An 18,284-nucleotide genomic window follows, 5' to 3' on the forward strand; every position below is an offset into this window, starting at 1 on the left:
GCCCTGCGCCCCCGGCGTGGCCACACAACCGCCAAGTCGTCCGCCACGTCGGGGGCCATCCCCAACCGTCTGTACGACAGGAGACGTCTCCATCTTGCCTGCTCCCGTCCCCTCCCCGCTCACCCTCCGAGACATCGCCCGCCGCGCTGCCTCGCCCGACTACCAGCGCTGGGCCGCTCAGGTCCGCCGGACCGGCGGCTGCGCCCAACCCATCCACCTGCGCGGGCGGGTCGACTACCGCGACCCCCTCACCGGCGCCCTCCTCCACCGCTACTCCACGATCCATGAACCGGACGGAGTGCTGCGGGTGGCCTGCAAGACCCGCCGCGCCTCCCGCTGCCCCGCCTGCGCCGAGGTCTACCGCGCCGACACCTACCAACTCGTCCGCGCGGGCCTCGTCGGCGGCAAAGGCGTCCCCGACACCGTCACCGACCATCCGGCGGCGTTCGTCACCTTGACCGCTCCCTCGTTCGGGTCGGTCCACGCCCGACGCGAAAAGGCCGACAAGGTCCAGCCGTGCCACCCCCGGCGGGACCTTGGCGACTGCCCGCACGGGCGTCCGCAGTCCTGCACCGAACGGCACGGGGCCGACGATCCGCGGCTGGGTGAACCGCTCTGCCCGGACTGCTACGACTACACCGGCTCGGTCCTGTTCAACGCACTCGCCCCCGAACTATGGCGACGCTTCACCCTCGCCCTGCGGCGGCGGCTCGCCAAGGCGGCTGGCCTGACCGGGGCTGAACTGCGGGCCGTGATGGCGGTCTCGTTCGCCAAGGTCGCCGAATACCAGCGGCGCGGCGTCGTCCACTTCCACGCCGTGATCCGCCTCGACGGACCTGACGGACCGACCACGTCCCCGCCAGCCTTGGCGACCGGGGCGCTCCTTGGCGACGCGGTACGCCATGCTGCCCGCGCGGTCACGGTCACCACCCCGACGGCCGAGGACGTACCGGCTCGCTCGCTGGCGTGGGGGTCTCAGGTCGACGTACGGCCGATCACCACGACCGGAGAACTGACCGACCAAGCCGTGGCCGGCTACATCGCCAAATACGCCACCAAAGCCGCCGAATGCGTCGGCACCCTCGACCGACGCATCCGCCCAACAGACGACCTCGACCGCCTCAACATCCGCGACCACGCCCGCCGCCTCATCACCGAGTGCCAGCGGCTCGGCGCGCTTCCGGAGATGGCCGACCTACGGCTCGCGGACTGGGCACACATGCTCGGCTTCCGCGGCCACTTCTCCACCAAGTCCCGCCGCTACTCCACCACCCTCGGCGCACTCCGCGAAGCGCGCATGGCCTACAACCAGCGCGAACACGACATCACCACCGGCCGCCTCCCCCTCTTCGACGACGACCAGGTCCTCGTCATCGCGCACTGGGACTACGCCGGCCAAGGCCACACACCCGGCGAAGCCTTCCTATCCGCCGCGATCAACGGCACGTCGCTGCCACCGCTCGGCCCTCCGGGGCGGGACGAAAACCTGCTGCACACCGGGGAGGACGCGTGAACCGACGAGACGAGTTGATGACCGTTCCCGACGTCCTCGCCGAACTCGGTGGCGTCTCCCGGCGCACCTTCTACCGCTGGCGCGAACTCGGCAACGCTCCCGCCGGCATCAAGCTGCCCAACGGCGAGATCCGCATTTGGCGCAGCGAGTTCGCCGCCTGGCTGGAGACGCTGCGGGAGGCGGCGTGAAGTCGACCGATGTGAAGTTCTGGGACGTCCGCCGAAACAAGTCGAGCAAGACCGTCTCGTATGAGGTCCGGTGGGTAGTCGCGGGCAGGCAGCGGTCACGGACGCGCCGGACCAAGGCGCTGGCCGAGAGCTTCCTGTCCGACCTGCGCCAAGCCGCCAAGAGGGGTGAAGCGTTCGACATCGACACCGGCTTGCCAACGTCGATGCTTCCCAAGCAGGTGCCGGTTACCTGGTACGAACTCGCGCGAACCTACATCAAGGCCAAGTGGCCGAGCGCGGCTGGCGAGACCCGCAAGAGCACGCTCGACGCCCTGGCGACGGTGACGCCTGCGCTCGTCTCATCCACGAACGGCGCGCCGAGCGCGACGGTTCTCCGGCGGGCGCTGCTGCACTACGGGCTGAACCCTCCGCGCTGGAAGTTCCCCGTTCCGGCCGAGGAAGCCGCAGCTCTGAAATGGCTCGGGAGCCGATCGCTCCCCGTCACAGATCTCGCGGAGGCGGACGTCATTCGATCCGCTCTCAACGCCATCGCTGTCACGATGACCGGTCGCCCGGCCGCTGCCACCACCGTCGCGCGTAAGCGCGCCGTCCTCTACAACGTGCTCAAGTACGCGGTGAAGGAACGGAAGCTCCTCGACGCCAACCCCATCGATCAGGTGGATTGGAAGGCTCCGGAGAAAATTGAGCAGGTCGACCGGAGCGTTGTCGCCAACCCGACGCAGGCGCGGCAGCTCCTCGCCGCGGTGACCTATGTCGGTCGGCTGTCTGGTCGCGGAGCACGGATGCGCGCGATGTACGCGTGTATGTACTACGGCGGCCTTCGGCCCTCCGAGGCGATCGGTCTGCGGCGGCAAGACTGCGAACTGCCGGATCTGTGCGCCTGCGTCGGCGAATGCTCCTGTGATCTCCCGGCCTCAGCGTGGGGTCGGCTGACGCTGACGAAGTCACGGCCGAGACCGGGCAGGCTCTACACCGATAGCGGACAGAGCCACGACGAGAAGGGCCTCAAGCGACGTCCGGTCGGTGACAAGCGCCTCGTCCCGATCCCGCCGGAGCTGGTCCGCATCCTGGCTGAGCACCTGGAGCAGTTCGGCACGGCGGAGGATGGCCGGCTGTTCGCCACCTCGACCGGCGGCACGGTCTCAGCGTCGGCGGTCTGGCGCATCTGGCATGCCGCTCGTGTCATCGGCCTGTCCCCCGAGCAGCAAACCACGCCCCTCGCCGGACGCCCGTACGACCTGCGGCACGCCTGCGCGACGCTACTCCTGAACGCAGGCGTACCGCCCAAGGAGGTGGCCCGGCGTCTGGGGCACAGCGTGGAGGTCTTGTGGAAGGTCTACGCGGGCTGCCTCGACGGGGACGAGGAACGGATCAACCGCCTGATCGAAAAGGCACTCGCCACATAACGCGTTCTGCAGCCACAGGGCTCCGGGTCCATCCCGGGGCCTTCTTGCTTTTTCGGGGGCTCACCTGGGCGAACCCCGCCCCGGCTCATCCCGCGTATATCCCGCGACCACCGGCTGAGGGCTGCTTTCGGTGGCATACGGCTGCACACATGCGAAACCCCGGCGACCTGTGTTGGTGCTGGTCAGCCGGGGTTTTCCTTGATCAGGTGGGTGCCCCCGGCAGGATTCGAACCTGCGGCACACGGTTTAGGAAACCGTTGCTCTATCCCCTGAGCTACGAGGGCTTGTCGCTGGTAGAGCCTAGCGGAGCTTGACCGCTGCGCGCGTCCGGACGGTGCCCGTTCCGCGCATGTTCCGGATCTTGGTATCCGCCTGCCTCGCCTGCGTCGGGTTAAGACTAGCCCGTACTCGGATGCTGCGCCCTCCCTCAGACTGGGAGCTAGGAGGTCTCCGGCTTGCCACCTGACCGCATCTTTATCAGTTCGATCATGGTGAAGATGATCGAACGGCGCTCGACGTCAGCCCGTCTACGCGCGGCTGTGATCATCCGGCGACGTCTGCCCCTGTTGCTGTCACCATTGCTGTCAGCTTGAGATCGACGGCTACCAGCCCATGTCCTTGGCAACCTCATCTTGTGCGGCGGCGATCTCCTCGACCGTCGACCCGGTGATATCGACGTCGGCAGCCCATTCAAACCTGGACAGCAGGTCGGCTAGCGCCTGCCTCTGCGCCGGATGCGTGACCGGCACAGAGTTCAGATCGGTACTAACCAACCAGTCGAACAACACGACCGCATCGGCACGCCACAGTCTTACGGTGACGGTCGGCAAATCAGAATCCATGGTGCCCATCATGCCTGCTCGGGCACGGACAGCCGCTGCCAAGTTGCCTCGGTGAACGTCTGGATGACGGCCCGTCCCTTGCTTGGGGCCAGGGCCATTCGTCTGTTCGTACGCAACAGGTCCGCTCGCCGGGTCATCCCCTCTGCCGTCGCTCCCACCCGTCAGGGAAGCGGGCCAGGCCCTCCGGGTCGAGGTGGAGCGCCCCACGGACGAACGACCTCGACCCGGAGGGCCTGGTCTGCTGGGCTCCGCCTGGAGCGTCGGCGGAGGGGATGACCCGGCTTCCACCTCAACCACTGACTACGACTACACCGAGTCGGCGTGGGGTCCATCCCCGAGCCTGAGCGCCCCCGCCGGAGGCATCATCTACCGCGCCCGTGAAGTGCTGAGCGGGGCGGCCTGCCAATCGCCGTAGGCGACCCGTAGGGCGAACGAAGTGAAGTTGGCCGGCGGCCCTGCGGCCGTCCCGTGAGAACGGTTCGGAGTCGGTGACGCTGGAAGGAATCCGCGGTTGGGTCTTCGTTCGCTGGGGCCGCCCGATCGGCACGGCCGGAGGGACCGGCGCCCACGCCGCACGCCCGTAGGGCGTGCCGGAGCGGGCGGCCTGCGGCGGCGCGGAGCGCCGCCGCCTTGATCTAATACAGCGAAATTCGGCAGAGGTCGGTCATGGCGTAGTGGCCGCGTGTAGGTAGCGTGCAAGGCATGATCTCCAACGGTGCTGCGGAGCCCGCTGAGGACGGGAACGCACAGAGCTTCGCCGCTGCGGACACGTTGCGAACCTTGAACCATGCTGGCGCGGTGGTGGGAATCGATGTCACGGGTGCGCAGCTTCTGCGGATCGGTGAGAACGCGATCTACCGCCTGCCTGATCGGATCATCGGCCGGATCGCACGGACTGCTGCCTACGAGCCGGATGCGCGCAAAGAGGTGGCGGTGGCTCGCTGGTTGGAGGGCCACGAATATCCGGCGGTCCGGGCGCTGCCCATCGATCAACCGGTCGTCGTTGATGGGCGAGTGGTGACCTTCTGGGACTTGGTCTCGGACAAGGAGTCGTACGGCTCTACTGCCGAGGTGGCCTCGCTCCTGGCTCGGTTGCATCGCCTGGAGCCGCCGTCTTCTCTCGGGCTTCCGTCGCTCCAGCCGTTCGCCCGCGCAGAGTTGCGCATCGACGGAAATGGCTGGCTGAGTTCCGGAGATCGTGACTTCCTGCGTGGGCGCTTGGAGGAACTTCGGACTCGCTTTGCTGAACTTGAGTTCGCTCTGGCTCCGGGTGTCATCCATGGTGACGCGAGCGTCGGCAATGTGATTCACGATGACGCGGGAAACCCGATCCTGATCGATCTCGATGGCTTTGCGATCGGTCCTCGTGAATGGGACTTGGTCCTCACGGCGATCTACTACGACAGCTTCGGCTGGCACACGCGGGATGAGTACGAGGTCTTCGTCAAGACCTACGGATTCGACGTAATGGAGTGGCCAGGTTACCCCGTTCTACGGGATGTGCGTGAATTCCTGATGGTTACTTGGCTGAGCCAGAAGGCATCCGATGATGAGAAAGTCGCTGCTGAGGTACGCAAGCGAATCTTGGCTCTGCGTACCGGCTCGGACAAGCGAGACTGGCAGCCGTACTAACCTTTAGTTACTCGGTGGACCGGCTTGACTCCACAGCGAGAATCCGGCGGCCTGCTCCTCGAAGTCACGGATACGCTGCGCTGAGCCTATATCGGCTAGACCGGTGCGGAATTCTCGGAGATAGCTGACGCATCGGGCGGATTTCAGTTGCTCCCCGATGCGCAAGGCGTCGAGCGTGACTTGGCAGGCTTGCTCTGCTTCACCTGCACGAAGGTAGGAGTCGGCGAGAACCATCGTGGCGAAGAAGTCGCTTCGTTGATACGTTCCGTCGGCGCTCCCGAGAGACTGTGAAGCGTAGTTCGTCGCGTCGACTGGCCGGCCGAGGTCTCGGAAGCAGTGACCGAACTCTGCAGCCAGCTCGGCCTCGTCGAAGTATTGAATCCATTCGGGATCGTCCATGGGGTTGCGCTTCTCGAAAGCCATGACGGCTGCGGAGAGCGCCGAGTCACACCCTCGCGCATCTCCGAGCCGGGCGAGCGCTCGGGCTTCCATGACGTGGAAATGGGCCGTGAGTGTTGGGGTGGCGATGGCCTGAGTGCCGAGCCGGGCGGCCTTGGCTAGGCTGGCGGCTTCCTGGAAGCGTCCTACGAAGGTCGCTTGATGGCTCATCGCATCGAAGATGCTCCCCGCCAGCAACCTGTTGTTCGCCGATTCGGCGAGTGCTAGCGCTTGGATGAAATACCGCTGCGCCAGGCTGTGCAGCCCGCTGTCGTATGACATCCATGCGGCGAGGAGGGTCGCCTCCGCTACGGCGGAAAACAGGTCGCGGCCGACTTCTTCGGTGAAGCTTCCGGATAGTAGTTCGTCAACGTCGCTGGCGAGGAATTGAATGAGTGAATGGCGTGCGTGGCCTCCGCCGAATCGGTTGTCCATCTGTGCGAAGATGTCCGTAGTCAGCTTCACGCGCTGAACGTCCGTCGCTCCTACGCGTCGGCTTCCCGAACCGGATGGTTCCGCGGTTCTTGAGTCTGCTAGTAGTAGCCATTTCAAGGACGCGTCATTCCAGGCGGCGACATTGATCTTTCCGCTGACGACAGGTGTCACTTCGTCGAGATCGGCGTGCCAGAGAGTAGAGATTGTTTCGGTGCGCTCGTTAAGCGAGGACGGGAGTGTAAGTCCCAGATCGGCGGGGACGGATCGCTCTGTTTCTTGCTGTCTTCTCGGGGCGAGGCCAAGCGTGATGCGGGCATGGTCCGGCATGTTCAGACCATCGGCGATGCGTTCCCATGCATCGAATGCCTCGATGTTCTTGCGTCGGCCGTGCATGAGATCGTTGATTCGGCTTTGAGACTGCCCCGTGGCCGCTGCGATGCGCATCTGACTTATGCCGTGTTTCTGGAGAAACCAGAACAGTTCCCCTGCGCGCCGTTCTCGGAGGAACCGGCGGACCGAGTCTTGACGCCATGCGTGATCCGGGATGTGGATGGGCTCGAAGGACGATCGAGACATCGCGCATCGCCTCCTAGACCTCGGGTTCTCGAAGTTTATCCCCAATGGGGATAGCCGCTGGAAGTCGTTCCGGAGTGAGTGCCCCGGCCAGGCTTGTCGGCATGAGCGGCGAACGAACGAAAACCTCTTCTACCTGTGTGTCCTGCGGCGGCCGCCGATGGAAGTACATCCGGCCAAGGCGAGGACTGATCATTGCGCGGGCAGATGAGCCGGCGACCGTACCAGCGGTCCGGGAACCGTGTTCGCACTGCTCAGGCACGGGCCGCGAGTTGTCGGCGGCCTGATGAGCTGCGGGGCCGGTGGCGCTGACGGGATGCTTCTCGTCGCTCACACCTGCGTCACCGGTCCCGCACCGAACGGGAGGGAGCGAGGGTGAACGGGTCAAATCACGGTCGGCAGCTCGGTCTTTTGACCGAGTTGTGCCGGGAGCTGATCAAGCTCGACGTCATGGTCGGCTTGAGTGATGCGCGTCCGGCGCTGTCCGCGCGGGGAGCCTTGGCCGAGCGAAAGCTTTGGATCGAGGTCGACCTGTCGGGCGGGTCGTTCGTATGGCGGTACGACGGCCAGGCCCGCCACGGAGTGGGTGATCCGGCTGGGGCGGCGGCGCAGATCGCCGAGCACTTGAGGCTTCGTGACACTGGGGCCGGCGACCGGTCATGACCGTCGATGCGCTGGCCGTGCTGACGCGCCGATTCCCCGGTGTGGTGATCTGGTTCGGTGCGGCCACGCGGTCATGGTGGGCAATGGTGTGGATCTCGGGGCGATGGCGGCTGGTGGAAGCCATGGACCCCGAGGAGCTGACCAAAGCGATCTTGTCGGCGGCGACCTGGCCGTATCCGGCGGCGGTGTGGACCCGTCCGGTAGTCGTGACGGCCGGTTGACTCGACGCTAGGCTGTCGACCAGTCGAGTTGATGGCAGGTCGTCATGGAAGACACGGATTACGCGCCGCCTAAGTACATCCAGATCGTTCAGACGATCCGGCGGCGCATCAAGGACGGCACGTATCCGCCGGGGTCCATGCTTCCGTCAGAGACACGGCTGATTCAGGAGTTCGGCGTCTCCCGGCCGACCGTCGTCAAAGCGCTGGACACTCTCAAGCTGCGCGGCGAGATCGATCGGGAGCACGGGCGAGGGTCGTTCGTTAAGGCGTCTGCGGGCAGCGCGGAGGATCACCAGCGCCCTACGCGTGCGGTCCTGGATGAGCCCGTGTCCGGTGCCCTTCTGACGCTCGATCGGCGTCCGGCACCCGCATCGGTCGCGGCGCTGCTGGAGGTGCCGCAGAACTTCCCCGTGCTGCTGCGCCAGCACTTGGCGTTCCAAGATGACGCCCCGTTTGAGCTGGTGTCTTACTGGGTCCTGCCGCATATCGCTGAGGCGGCCGGCCTCGATCAGGACACCCCCTCGTCGGCGGGGGTACGTCAGCGGTTGCAGTCGGCAGCGAACGTCCGGCTTGGCCGCGTCACCGAGCGGCTGACCGCACGCCGACCGACCGGCGAGGAAGCCGAAGCGCTCAGTCTCGGCAAGACGGCTCCGGTGCTCGCGGTGACTGCTGCGGTGTATGAGGTGACCGGCCGCCCTGTGCTCGTCGTTGAGCTTGTCCTGCCCGGCGAGCTGCACGAGCTTGAGGACGAATACACCCTCTGACCAGCATCAATCCCGCATGTGATCTAGATCACTTGCCCAAGATCCAAACTTGACTTGTCGAGCTAGCGAGCGCGACTTATCGTCGAATCACTCGATAACACGAGTTGTCGGAAAGTCGGCGAAAGGTAGTTCGATGGCATTGCAGGGTCCGATCCCCGTTGACTTCGGGTTCGTCTTCCCGCACGGGGCGTTCATCCGGGGCGAGGTCGAGCCGGTCCGGGACTTCGACAAGTCCACCAAGGACAACCCGGTTCAGGCGCGGGACAAGGAGACCGGCGAGAGGGTGTGGCAGGTCGAGATCATCGACGCCGACCCGGCCGCCAAGGGCTCGGTCAAGGTCAAGCTGTTCGGGGAGCACCAGCCGGTGCCCCCTGCCCCGTCGGGTGGGTTCCCGTTCGCGGCCGTGGAGTTCGAGGGTCTGACCGTCACCCCGTACGTCGATTCCAAGACCGATCGGCTGGCGTACTCGTTCAGGGCCAAGGCGATGCGCGACCCGAAGGGCGCGGGCAAGCCCGCCGCTCCTGCGGCCGGTAAGGCGGCGGCCTGATGGCGGGGCGGGCCTCGGCGCTGTCGCTGCCGGTCGGTTCCCGGTCGCGGGCACAGTTTCGGTCCTACGCGCGCCGGACGCCGGTCTTCACCTTCTCCACGGGCGGGGTGCTGGTCTCCCTGACCCTGCCCGAGCGGGTCTCGGCGGCGCATGTGGAGTTCGCGCGGTGCCTGGCCGAGCAGGCGGCGGCGTACGCGGTCGAGGTGGAGCGGCTGTACCGGAACGGCGCAAGCGGGAAGGCGGTGGCGTGATGAGCGGCGGTTACGCCTTGACCACGGTGTCGAACAAGCCGGGTCGTACTCATGTCTCGACGGGGTTCTACCTGGACGAGCGCGCGTACACGGTCCTGTATCCGGACGGTGAAACCCGGCCGTTCCTGTCCCTGGAACTGGGTGACACCGAGATCACCATCGGCCCACGCCGCGAGGGTCCGATCACCGATGAGGACGTGACGGTGTTCCGGAACCTGGCGGCCAAGGCGGCGGCGCTGCTGGCCGAGGTCGAGCGCATCCACGCCGAACAGTCCAACCAGTCCGGTCACGCTGCGGCGTGACACCAGGCGGGGCGGCTGGAAGCTCTCACCCTTCCGGCCGCCCCTTTGATCTCTCACCCTTCGTTGCTGCTCCGAATGGAGATCGGTTCATGTCTACCGCACGCCAAAGGCCGCGCTGCGTCGTGTGCCGTAATCCGCTGCCCAAGGATGCCACCGGCACCAAGTGCGGGCCGTGCAAGGGCCAGACCGTGCTGTTCCCCAAGCGCGTCGCGGAACGCCTCTCCCGCCCCGCCCGCTCGGCTGGGGGTGGTCGGTGATGGGTCTTCGCAAGGACGCTCCGTCTGACAACGTGATGGTTCCTGCGACGGCTGACCCGTTCGAGGGGCCGCGGTGGGCTCCGCCGGTCTGGCACATGCCCCCGGCGCTGGTCCTGCTGGTCAACCTCGTCCGCGCGCTGGTGCGCCTGGTCGTCTTCCTCGCCCGCCATCCCCTCGTCACGGTCGTGGCCGGCGGGGTCGCCTGGCTGGTGTACGCGGTCGGCTGGCAACTGCCCGTCTTCGCCCTCGGCCTGGTGGCGCTCGGGCTGGGCTGCTGGGCGGGGTACTGGCGAGCCTCGTTCGTGCGCCTGGTCGCCCGCCCGGTCCGCGCTCGCTTCCGGCATGTGACGGTGTACCGGCGGAACTGGCGGCCGGTGATGGTGATGTCCGGGCTGGCGTTCTACCGCAACGCTCGCGAATACCTGCCCGCTATCAAGCGCGTGGCCGTGACCGCGACCACGGATCGGGTTCTGGTCAAGATGCTGTCTGGCCAAGCGCCGGGCATCTGGCGGGACCACGCCGAAAACCTCGCCCACGGCTTCGGGGCCGCGCTGTGCCGTGTCCGCACCGCCGACCGGCCGGGGTTCGTCTGGCTGGAGCTGGTCCGCCGTGACGCCCTGGCGGTGCCGCTGCCCGCGCTCCCGGTGCCCGCGTCTGAGGACGCCGTGGGCCTGGCGGCGTTGCCGGTCGGCGTGCGTGAGGACTCCTCCCCGTGGCTGCTGCGCCTGCTCGGCACCCATGTACTGATCGCGGGCGCGACGGGAGCGGGCAAGGGCTCGATCCTGTGGGGCCTGGTGCGGGCGCTGCTCCCGGCCATGCGCGCGGGCCTGGTCGAGGTCTGGGGGATCGACCCCAAGCGCATGGAACTGGCCTTCGGACGGGGCATCTTCAACCGCTACAGCGACGACGCGGGCGGCGGCATGGTCGAGCTGCTGGAGGCGGCCGTCTCCGAGATGCACAAGCGCGCGGCGCGGTTCGGTGGCGTGACTCGAACCTTCCTCGCCACGATCGCGGACCCGTTCATCGTCGTCATGGTCGACGAATTGGCCTTCCTCACCGCCTACTGCCCGGACCGTGACCTGCGCAAGCGGGCTGATGCGGCGCTGGCCACGCTGACCTCTCAGGGCCGGTCGGTCGGGATCTGCGTCGTGGGCGCCCTCCAGGACCCGCGCAAGGACGTCATCAACATCCGCAACCTGTTCCCGACCCGGATCGCGCTGCGGCTGGATGAGGCCGACCAGGTCGACATGGTTCTCGGTGACGGTGCGCGGGACCGTGGCGCCCTCGCCGACGAGATCTCCCCCATCTCCCACATCGGTGCCGGGGTCGCGTACGTGCGGCTGGAGGACTCCCCCGATCCGGTGCGGGTGCGGGCGGGGTTCGTCTCCGATGGCGACATTGCCGCGATGGGCGCGTACCTGACGGCGGAGGCCGCCTGATGCCCAACCGACCGACAAGACGCAAGGGGGCGCGGCCTGCCAATCGCCGCAGGCGACCCATAGGGCGAACGAAGTGAGTTGGCCGGCGGCGCACCCCGGCACCGACAAGACCAGGGAGGCGAAGTGACCGAGCAGACCACCACCACGCCGGAGGCTCCGCACAAGGTCCGGCCGCCGCTCGCCCGTGACGTCGTCAAGGCCGTCGCCGTCGAACACGGCGTATGCCCCCGTCGCCATGCGCCGCACTGACCTTGTCACGGGTGAGACGGCGATCGTGAACATGCCGTGCGGGCACACGCTCGCCTCGGTCTGCCCGCCCTGTGCGGAGCGGAAGCGGAAGCTGCGCGCTACCCAATGCCGGGAAGGCTGGCACCTCGAAGCCGAGCCGGTGATCGAGCGCGCCGACCCGGACGACGAACAACGCTTCTGGATGGAAAAACGCGCCGAGGTCCAAGCATGGGCCGAACGCGCTGAGGCAGCCGGTGAGGACTCCTCGGAGTGGCGGGAGCTGCTGACCGAGATCAACGCCGAACTCGCCCAGACCGGCGTCGTCGGCCGCCTCCCCACCGACAAGCCCGAACGCCCGAAGCGGTCGACCAAGCGCCGCCAGGACGTACCCGACCTTCCCCGCCGTCCCGTCGCGGCCCGGACGGTCGGCAAGGTCTACACCGCACCGGACGGCAAGACCTTCCGGCCGTCGCTGTTCCTCACGCTCACCCTCGACTCTTACGGGCGGGTGAAGAACGACGGGACCCCGGTCGACCCGGCCACCTACGACTACGCGCGGGCGGCGCGGGACGCTTTGCACTTCTCCAAGCTGGTCGATCGGTTCGTGCAGAACCTGCGCCGGTTCGTCGGCTATGACGTCCAGTACTTCGCCACCGTCGAACCGCAGAGACGGCTCGCCCCTCACCTGCACATGGCAATCCGCGGCACCATCTCCCGCGCCGAACTCCGCCAAGTCGTCGCCGCGACCTACACACAGGTGTGGTGGCCCTCGACCGACCGTGTCGTCTATGCGGGGGAGCGCCTGCCGTACTGGGACGCACGGGAACGGGCCTACCTCGACCCGGACACCCACCTGCCCCTGACCACGTGGCAGGAGGCACTTAGGACGCTGGATGACGACGACGCCGAACCGCTGCACGTCGGCCGGTTCGGATGCCAGATCGACGCCCAAGGCGTCATGGCCGGTACGCCGGAGTCCTCCCGGCTGATCGGCTACCTGACCAAGTACCTCGTCAAGGACATCGCCGAATGCCACGCAGCGGAGACCCCCGCACAAGCGGACCACGCTGACCGGCTCCTGGAGGCGCTGCGGTACGAACCGTGCTCGCCGACATGCGCAAACTGGCTCCGCTACGGCATCCAGCCCAAGAACGCTCGGCACGGGCTGACGCCGGGCTACTGCAAGGCCAAAGCGCACCGCCGTGAATACCTCGGCTACGCCGGGCGCCGCGTCCTGGTCTCCCGCAAATGGTCCGGCAAGACCCTCACCGACCACAAGGCCGACCGCAAGAACTGGGTCCTCGCCCGCCTCGCCGAGGCCGGCGTCTCGGCAACCGGCCACCCGACCCAACCCGGCCGGTACGCCTGGGAACTCGCGCCACCCGATGACCCGGACGTGAAACCGGTCGAACAACGGCTACTCGCTTCCATCGCCGAACGGGTGGAGATGCGACGCCAACTCGACCAAGCCAAGACCACGCTCGATCTTTCGGCAACTCAGGAGGCGGCGTGAACTCCGAGATCCACGAAGACCTGATGACCGTTCCCGAAGTGCTCGCAGAGCTGCGGGACGTCTCGCGGCGGACCTTCTACCGGTGGCGTGAACTCGGCATCGCTCCGGCCTGCATCCGCCTGCCCAACGGAAGCCTTCGCATCCGCCGTGAAGACTTCCGGGCCTGGCTCGACCAGCACAGCGAACAGGCGGCCTGACATGAACGGACGTGAGGGCAGCCCGGCCTGCCAATCGCCGCAGGCGACCCGAAGGGCGAACGAAGTGAGTTGGCCAGCGGGGATGCCCGCACCCGGCGTGATCACAGAAGGGGCGTGCGCGTGAAGTCGCATGACGTCCGGTTCTGGGAGATCAGACCGAACAAGTCCGTGAAAAACGGCAAGACGGTCGTCCGCTCGTACACGGTGCGATGGACCGTCGCCGGTCGAGAGAAGTCCAAGACATTCGAGCGCAAGGCGCTGGCCGTGCGCTTCCTCGGCAGCCTGGTCCAAGCGGCCAACCAGGGCGAGCCGTTCGACGTTGAGACCGGTCTCCCTGAGTCGTTGCTGCGGAAGGAACGGCCGACGCTGACGTGGTACGCCGTGGTACGGAAGTTCGTCTCCGCGAACTGGGCGAGGCAACCGGCCAAGACTCGTAGCAGCATCGTTGACGCGCTGGCGACGATTACGCCTGCCCTGGTGACCGCTGAGAAGAGCAAGCCGGACGCTTCGCTCCTGCGGGCTGCTCTCGTTCGCTACGCCTTGCATCCTCCGTCCCATGAGGGCGATGTTCCGGCCGAACTCGTCGACCCGCTGCGCTGGCTGGAACGCCACTCGCTGCCGGTGACAGAGCTCGCCAAGGCTGAGAACGTCCGGCGGGCTCTCGACGCTGTTGCCGTGACCATGGAGGGGCGGCGGGCTGCGGCGACGACCATTGCCCGCAAGCGGGCGGTCTTTCACTCGGTGCTCAAGTACGTGGTGCGGGAACTCAAGTTGCTCGACTCGAACCCGCTGCATGATGTCGATTGGTCCGCTCCCGAGATCAGGAAGCGTGTTGATCCGCGGGTGGTCCCGAACCCGGCGCAGGCGCGCCAACTTCTTTCGGCAACTACGTACGTCGGCCGTCTGAACGGACGCGGGCGGCGGCTCATGCCGTTGTTCGCCTGCATGTATTACGCGGCGCTTCGGCCTGGTGAGGCGGTCGGGCTGCGGGTGACGGACTGCCATCTTCCGGAGGAAGGGTGGGGGCGGCTCACGGTCGTCAAGAATCGGCCGCAGGCGGGCAAGCGCTACACCGACAGTGGCGAATCGCATGACGACAAGGGGACCAAGCGGCGTGGTGAGGATGAGGTTCGGCCGATCCCGATTCCGCCGGTGCTGGTCCGCATCCTTCGTGATCACGTCAAGGAGTTCGGCACTGCGCCGGACGGCCGTCTCTTCGCTACGTCAACGGGCAAGCTCGTCGCCTCGTCGTCCTACTGGCGGGTGTGGGACCAAGCGCGAATGATCGGCCTGTCCCCCGAGCAGGCAGCCTCTCCCCTGGCTCACCGCCCATACGACCTTCGTCATGCGGCCATCACGACGTGGCTCAATGCGGGGGTGCCCGCACCGGAGATCGCCCGGCGGGTCGGTCACAGTGAAGAGGTGCTGTGGAAGGTCTACGCCGGATGCCTCGACGGTGACGAGATGCGCATCAACCGGCTAATTGAGACTGCCCTTGCGGCGTGAGCGTGGCTACTCTCGAAGGGGTTCCGTCCCGTACGGAGCCCCTTCGGTTTTTCCGGGTCGACCTGGGCAAACGCCGTCCGGACCATTCCGCGTATATTCCGGAGCCCCTGACAATCGGTGGCATACGGCTGCACTCGGCTGCGGCTGGCTGCAAAGCTCACTCATCCGCGTTTCGCCTGCTCAACGCTGATTTGATCGCTCTAGCTGGGGAGACTCGGCGGCCCATGATCGCGGTATAGCCGATTTAGGAAACCGTTGCTCTATCCCCTGAGCTACGAGGGCTTGACGCTGGTCAGCAGCCTAGCGGAGCCGCTGGGTCGTCCGCTGCACGCCGCGATCATTGCACAGAAATTGCCCTGCCCTCGATCGCCCGCCTCCGACGTCGTCAACGTCGACGTCCAGGATACGTGGTGCCATGGAGGCTGAGGAGCCTCCGCGACCAGGCCGACGACGGCCACGCACCGCAGCCTGACTTCGCCGACCGCGACTGGCATCGACTCAGGCCACCGGGCTCCGTGCAGCCCTTCTATACGGGATCAAAGGCGGCCCCGACAGCGGGCCGCGCACGCCGTCGACCCGGCCTGCGGCTCCCTCTGACGCTTCCGCTCCGGCCGGTCTGGAAAGCCGGTCGGCTGGCGCGAATCACAGCGCATCCCCCGGGCCGCCGAGTCGTCAGACGGTCAACAGGGGATGGCGCTGTTCGCGGTGTGACGGCTGAGTCAGGCGGGTGGGCGCCTCCGTCGAGGGCGCTCCCGCTCCGGGATGGCCGCAGCACGGGCTTGGCCAGGTCGGGGTCGGCGCGGCGCTGACCGCTTGTTCACCGCCCGTGCCCGTGAGCCAGCCGTATCAGTTCCGCGGCCCGCTCGGCGATGGCGTAGACCGTGGCGTTGGTGTTGGCGGAGACAATGGACGGCATCACGGACGCGTCGGCGACCCGCAGCCCGCTGACGCCGTGCACCCGCAGCTCGGGATCGACCACCGCCATGTCGTCGGTCCCGATCCTGCAGGTGCCCACCGGGTGATTGCAGGACAAGACCGCCGCGGTGGCGTAGGCGCGCAGCGCCGCGTCATCCCCGGTGTCGGGGCCCGGTGCGATTTCCTGCGCGAGCCAGGGCTTCAGGGCTCTGGCCTGCGGGATGTCCCGGGCTATCCGCAGACCCCTGATGATGGCGTCGAAGTCGCGGGGGTCGGCCAGGTAGCGCGGGGCTACCACGGGCGCCGCGTCCGGGCTGGCGCTGGCCAACCGGACCGTTCCCCGGCTGAACGGCTGCATCAGCGAGGTTAGGAGCACGAGGAGCGCCTGCGGCCCGCTATTGCCGGGCGAAGGCACCGAAACTTCGGAGAATGCGATCTGCAGGTCCGGGTAGCCCACATCCGGACCGCTGCGCAGCAGGCCCAGCACCTCAGCGCGGTTGAACCTTCCCGCCGGCAGCGGCCGGCCAGGGGCGTAGACCATGCTAACGCCCGGGTGATCCTGCAGATTCTCACCGACACCCGGCAGGTCCGCGACCACCTCGATGCCGTGCGGGCGGAGCGCTGCAGCAGGGCCGATCCCCGAGCGCAGCAGCAGCTGCGCCGACCCGATGGCGCCCGCGGCGAGCACCACCTCTCCCGTGCACCCGGCCCGGACCAGCTCGCCGCCCGCGCTGTACTCGACGCCGGCACAGCGATCCCGGTTCACCAGGACACGGTGGACGAGCGCCCCGGTCACGACACGGAGATTGCCGCGACTCGCGGCCGGCGCCAGGTACGCATCGACGGCGCTCTGGCGGCGGCCCGCGACGATGTTCAGGTCCGGCAGGCCGAAGCCCTCCTCCAGCCCGCCGCTGATGTCATCCGCCCGAGGATGCCCCGCTTCCCCGGCCCCTTCGAGCCATGCCTCAAATACCGGGCCCGGCGGGTTCGCCGGGGCAACGGTCAGCGGTCCGGACGTGCCGCGGACCGCGGGATCACGGTCCGCAGCGGTCTCGGTGCGCCTGAAGTACGGCAGCAGGTCAGCGAAGCCCCACCCCGTGGCGCCCGATTCAGCCCACCGGTCGTAACTGGACCGGTGGCCGCGCACGAAGATCATGGTGTTGATCGCCGACGAGCCGCCCAGCACCCGGCCGCGCCGGATCGGATCGGTGGAGCCGGCGATCGGCTGGCCCGGCGGGACCCCGCCGATGATGGCCGGGGATTCCCACAGAGACATCCACGCCTGCGGATCGTCCGCGTCCGCGGGGGGCGCGGACGCTCCTTCCTCCAGCAAGAGCACCGACGCCCGGGGGTCCTCGGAAAGACGGGCTGCCAGTACGCAGCCGGCCGTCCCGCCGCCTACGACCACGAAATCGAAACTGTCCACCTCGGGTTCCTCCAACCGCGAATGTGAATACCGTACGGAAATGCCGGTAAAAGAGGGCGGATCACGTGCTGGGGACCCGGGCGGACACGTCGTCGAGCGCGGAGCGCTGGCCGACGGCCAGCTCGAAGCGGGTGAAGGCCATCATCGAAGTGAGCTGGCCGACCGTGCGAGCGCTGGCGATCGGGGCCGCCACGCCCGGGCGTCCGCGCAGCCAGGCAAGCGCAACGGCCGCCGGGGTCGTGCCGTGCTCGCGGGCGATGTCCTCAAGAACACCGACGACAGTGAGCCCGGCTTCGCTGTAGAAGCCATGCGCCATGTACTGGCGGATGCCGCCGGCCACGTCGGGCTCGGCTCGGTACTTGCCGGTGAGGAAACCGCCGGCCAGGGCCTGGTAGGGCAGAACCGCGAGATTCTCGGCGGCGACGACCGGGGCGATGTCCCGCTCGTAGGGGTCGCGCTTGACCAGGTTGTACAACGGCTGCACCGCTACGGGCGCGGCGTAGCCCTCCCGGCGGGCAATGGTGATCCATTCCCGGATGCGCTCGCCGCTGTAGTTGGACACGCCGATCGCGCGGACCTTGCCGGCCCGGACCAGCGCGTCGAATGCCTCGGCGGTCTCTTGCAGCGGCACATCAGGATCGTCGTAGTGAGCCCAGTACAGGTCGATGTAGTCGGTCCCCAGCCGCTTCAGTGAGGCATCCGCGGCAGCCTCGACATTGGCGGCGGACAGTCCGGCGAACTTCGGGTGCTGGCTGACCTTGGTGCCGATAACGACCCGGTCGCGGTTGCCGCGGGCGGCCATCCACGCACCGATGATGGTTTCGGACTCGCCACCGGAATTGCCCGGCACGAAGGCCGAATAACTGTCGGAGGTGTCGATGAGGTTGCCGCCGGCATCGAGGAAGCTGTCCAAGACCTGCCGGGAGGTGATCTCGTCACTGGTCCAGCCGAACGTGCTTCCGCCCAGTGCGAGCGGATATACGTCGATGCCCAATCCTCTGATGGTCACTTTCGCCCTTTCAAGCGGT

General features: G+C 67.4%; 19 protein-coding genes and 1 tRNA gene. 14 read left to right on the plus strand and 6 right to left on the minus strand.

The genetic code is table 11. The annotated features are described in order from the left end of the window. Positions 1–94 precede the first annotated feature (94 nt). Genes NE234_RS06465 through NE234_RS45015 form a run of 3 tightly spaced genes read left to right on the plus strand, consistent with a single transcriptional unit; the run spans position 95 to position 3,107 of the window. Positions 95–1,513, plus strand: a complete 1,419-nt coding sequence (locus NE234_RS06465; protein ID WP_252777932.1) for a replication initiator — start codon at positions 95–97, stop codon at positions 1,511–1,513. Next, on the plus strand, positions 1,510–1,701 hold the full coding sequence (locus NE234_RS06470) for a helix-turn-helix transcriptional regulator (protein ID WP_252777933.1): 192 nt from the start codon (positions 1,510–1,512) through the stop codon (positions 1,699–1,701). Before NE234_RS06465 ends, NE234_RS06470 begins: the two co-directional genes overlap by 4 nt. Then, positions 1,698–3,107 (plus strand): tyrosine-type recombinase/integrase, encoded by a 1,410-nt coding sequence (locus NE234_RS45015; RefSeq protein ID WP_252777934.1) that lies wholly within the window; start codon positions 1,698–1,700, stop codon positions 3,105–3,107. Before NE234_RS06470 ends, NE234_RS45015 begins: the two co-directional genes overlap by 4 nt. Positions 3,108–3,318: 211 nt before the next feature. Here the strand turns inward: NE234_RS45015 and NE234_RS06480 are convergent. Both NE234_RS06480 and NE234_RS06485 read right to left on the minus strand, forming a co-directional pair. Next, positions 3,319–3,391: transfer RNA gene (locus NE234_RS06480), tRNA-Arg, on the minus strand. A gap of 318 nt (positions 3,392–3,709) precedes the next feature. After that, positions 3,710–3,949, minus strand: coding sequence for a hypothetical protein (locus NE234_RS06485; protein ID WP_252777935.1), 240 nt, complete (start codon positions 3,947–3,949; stop codon positions 3,710–3,712). Positions 3,950–4,651: 702 nt separating this feature from the next. On the opposite strand from NE234_RS06485, the gene NE234_RS06490 reads away from it, so the two are divergent. After that, positions 4,652–5,581 carry a phosphotransferase enzyme family protein gene (locus tag NE234_RS06490; RefSeq protein ID WP_252777936.1) on the plus strand — a complete coding sequence of 310 codons (930 nt, stop codon included), beginning with the start codon at positions 4,652–4,654 and terminating at the stop codon, positions 5,579–5,581. A gap of 3 nt (positions 5,582–5,584) precedes the next feature. Here the strand turns inward: NE234_RS06490 and NE234_RS06495 are convergent, their stop codons facing one another. Together NE234_RS06495 and NE234_RS06500 are read right to left on the minus strand one after the other, a co-directional pair. Then, a complete protein-coding gene (locus tag NE234_RS06495) occupies positions 5,585–6,898 on the minus strand; it encodes a hypothetical protein (RefSeq protein ID WP_252777937.1) in 1,314 nt (437 codons plus the stop codon). Between the two features lie 513 nt (positions 6,899–7,411). Further along, complete coding sequence (locus NE234_RS06500) at positions 7,412–7,651, minus strand: hypothetical protein (RefSeq protein ID WP_252777938.1); 240 nt, start codon at positions 7,649–7,651, stop codon at positions 7,412–7,414. Between the two features lie 35 nt (positions 7,652–7,686). Between NE234_RS06500 and NE234_RS06505 the strand changes: the two genes are divergently transcribed. The 10 genes from NE234_RS06505 (at position 7,687) to NE234_RS45200 (ending at position 14,915) form a co-directional block, all read left to right on the plus strand. Continuing rightward, on the plus strand, positions 7,687–7,911 hold the full coding sequence (locus tag NE234_RS06505) for a hypothetical protein (protein ID WP_252777939.1): 225 nt from the start codon (positions 7,687–7,689) through the stop codon (positions 7,909–7,911). A 44-nt stretch (positions 7,912–7,955) separates the two neighbouring features. After that, the gene (locus tag NE234_RS06510) at positions 7,956–8,675 is read left to right on the plus strand and encodes a GntR family transcriptional regulator (protein WP_252777940.1); all 720 of its coding nucleotides are present in this window, start codon (positions 7,956–7,958) and stop codon (positions 8,673–8,675) included. 133 nt (positions 8,676–8,808) lie between these two features. Beyond that, positions 8,809–9,222 (plus strand): plasmid replication, integration and excision activator, encoded by a 414-nt coding sequence (locus NE234_RS06515; protein WP_252777941.1) that lies wholly within the window; start codon positions 8,809–8,811, stop codon positions 9,220–9,222. Then, positions 9,222–9,473: a hypothetical protein gene (locus NE234_RS06520; protein WP_252777942.1), complete on the plus strand. Its 252-nt coding sequence runs from the start codon at positions 9,222–9,224 to the stop codon at positions 9,471–9,473. The genes NE234_RS06515 and NE234_RS06520 overlap by 1 nt, the downstream gene beginning before the upstream one ends. Beyond that, on the plus strand, positions 9,473–9,775 hold the full coding sequence (locus NE234_RS06525; RefSeq protein ID WP_252777943.1) for a hypothetical protein: 303 nt from the start codon (positions 9,473–9,475) through the stop codon (positions 9,773–9,775). Before NE234_RS06520 ends, NE234_RS06525 begins: the two co-directional genes overlap by 1 nt. A 352-nt stretch (positions 9,776–10,127) precedes the next feature. Continuing rightward, complete coding sequence (locus tag NE234_RS06530) at positions 10,128–11,471, plus strand: FtsK/SpoIIIE domain-containing protein (protein WP_252777944.1); 1,344 nt, start codon at positions 10,128–10,130, stop codon at positions 11,469–11,471. A 123-nt stretch (positions 11,472–11,594) separates the two neighbouring features. Further along, entirely contained in the window at positions 11,595–11,720 is a 126-nt protein-coding gene (locus NE234_RS45195) for a hypothetical protein (RefSeq protein ID WP_308206846.1), read from the plus strand. Continuing rightward, entirely contained in the window at positions 11,707–13,212 is a 1,506-nt protein-coding gene (locus NE234_RS06535) for a replication initiator (RefSeq protein ID WP_308206847.1), read from the plus strand. The genes NE234_RS45195 and NE234_RS06535 overlap by 14 nt, the downstream gene beginning before the upstream one ends. Beyond that, entirely contained in the window at positions 13,209–13,409 is a 201-nt protein-coding gene (locus NE234_RS06540) for a helix-turn-helix transcriptional regulator (protein WP_308206848.1), read from the plus strand. Before NE234_RS06535 ends, NE234_RS06540 begins: the two co-directional genes overlap by 4 nt. Positions 13,410–13,529: 120 nt before the next feature. Further along, a complete protein-coding gene (locus NE234_RS45200) occupies positions 13,530–14,915 on the plus strand; it encodes a tyrosine-type recombinase/integrase (protein WP_252777945.1) in 1,386 nt (461 codons plus the stop codon). An 817-nt stretch (positions 14,916–15,732) separates the two neighbouring features. On the opposite strand, the gene NE234_RS06550 is transcribed toward NE234_RS45200, so the two are convergent. Further along, the gene (locus NE234_RS06550; protein ID WP_252777946.1) at positions 15,733–17,256 is read right to left on the minus strand and encodes a GMC family oxidoreductase; all 1,524 of its coding nucleotides are present in this window, start codon (positions 17,254–17,256) and stop codon (positions 15,733–15,735) included. Positions 17,257–17,317: 61 nt separating this feature from the next. Next, positions 17,318–18,250, minus strand: a complete 933-nt coding sequence (locus NE234_RS06555; RefSeq protein ID WP_252777947.1) for an aldo/keto reductase — start codon at positions 18,248–18,250, stop codon at positions 17,318–17,320. Positions 18,251–18,284 lie beyond the last annotated feature (34 nt).

It is taken from the genome of Actinoallomurus rhizosphaericola, from assembly GCF_024055675.1.
Lineage (GTDB): Bacteria > Actinomycetota > Actinomycetes > Streptosporangiales > Streptosporangiaceae > Actinoallomurus > Actinoallomurus soli.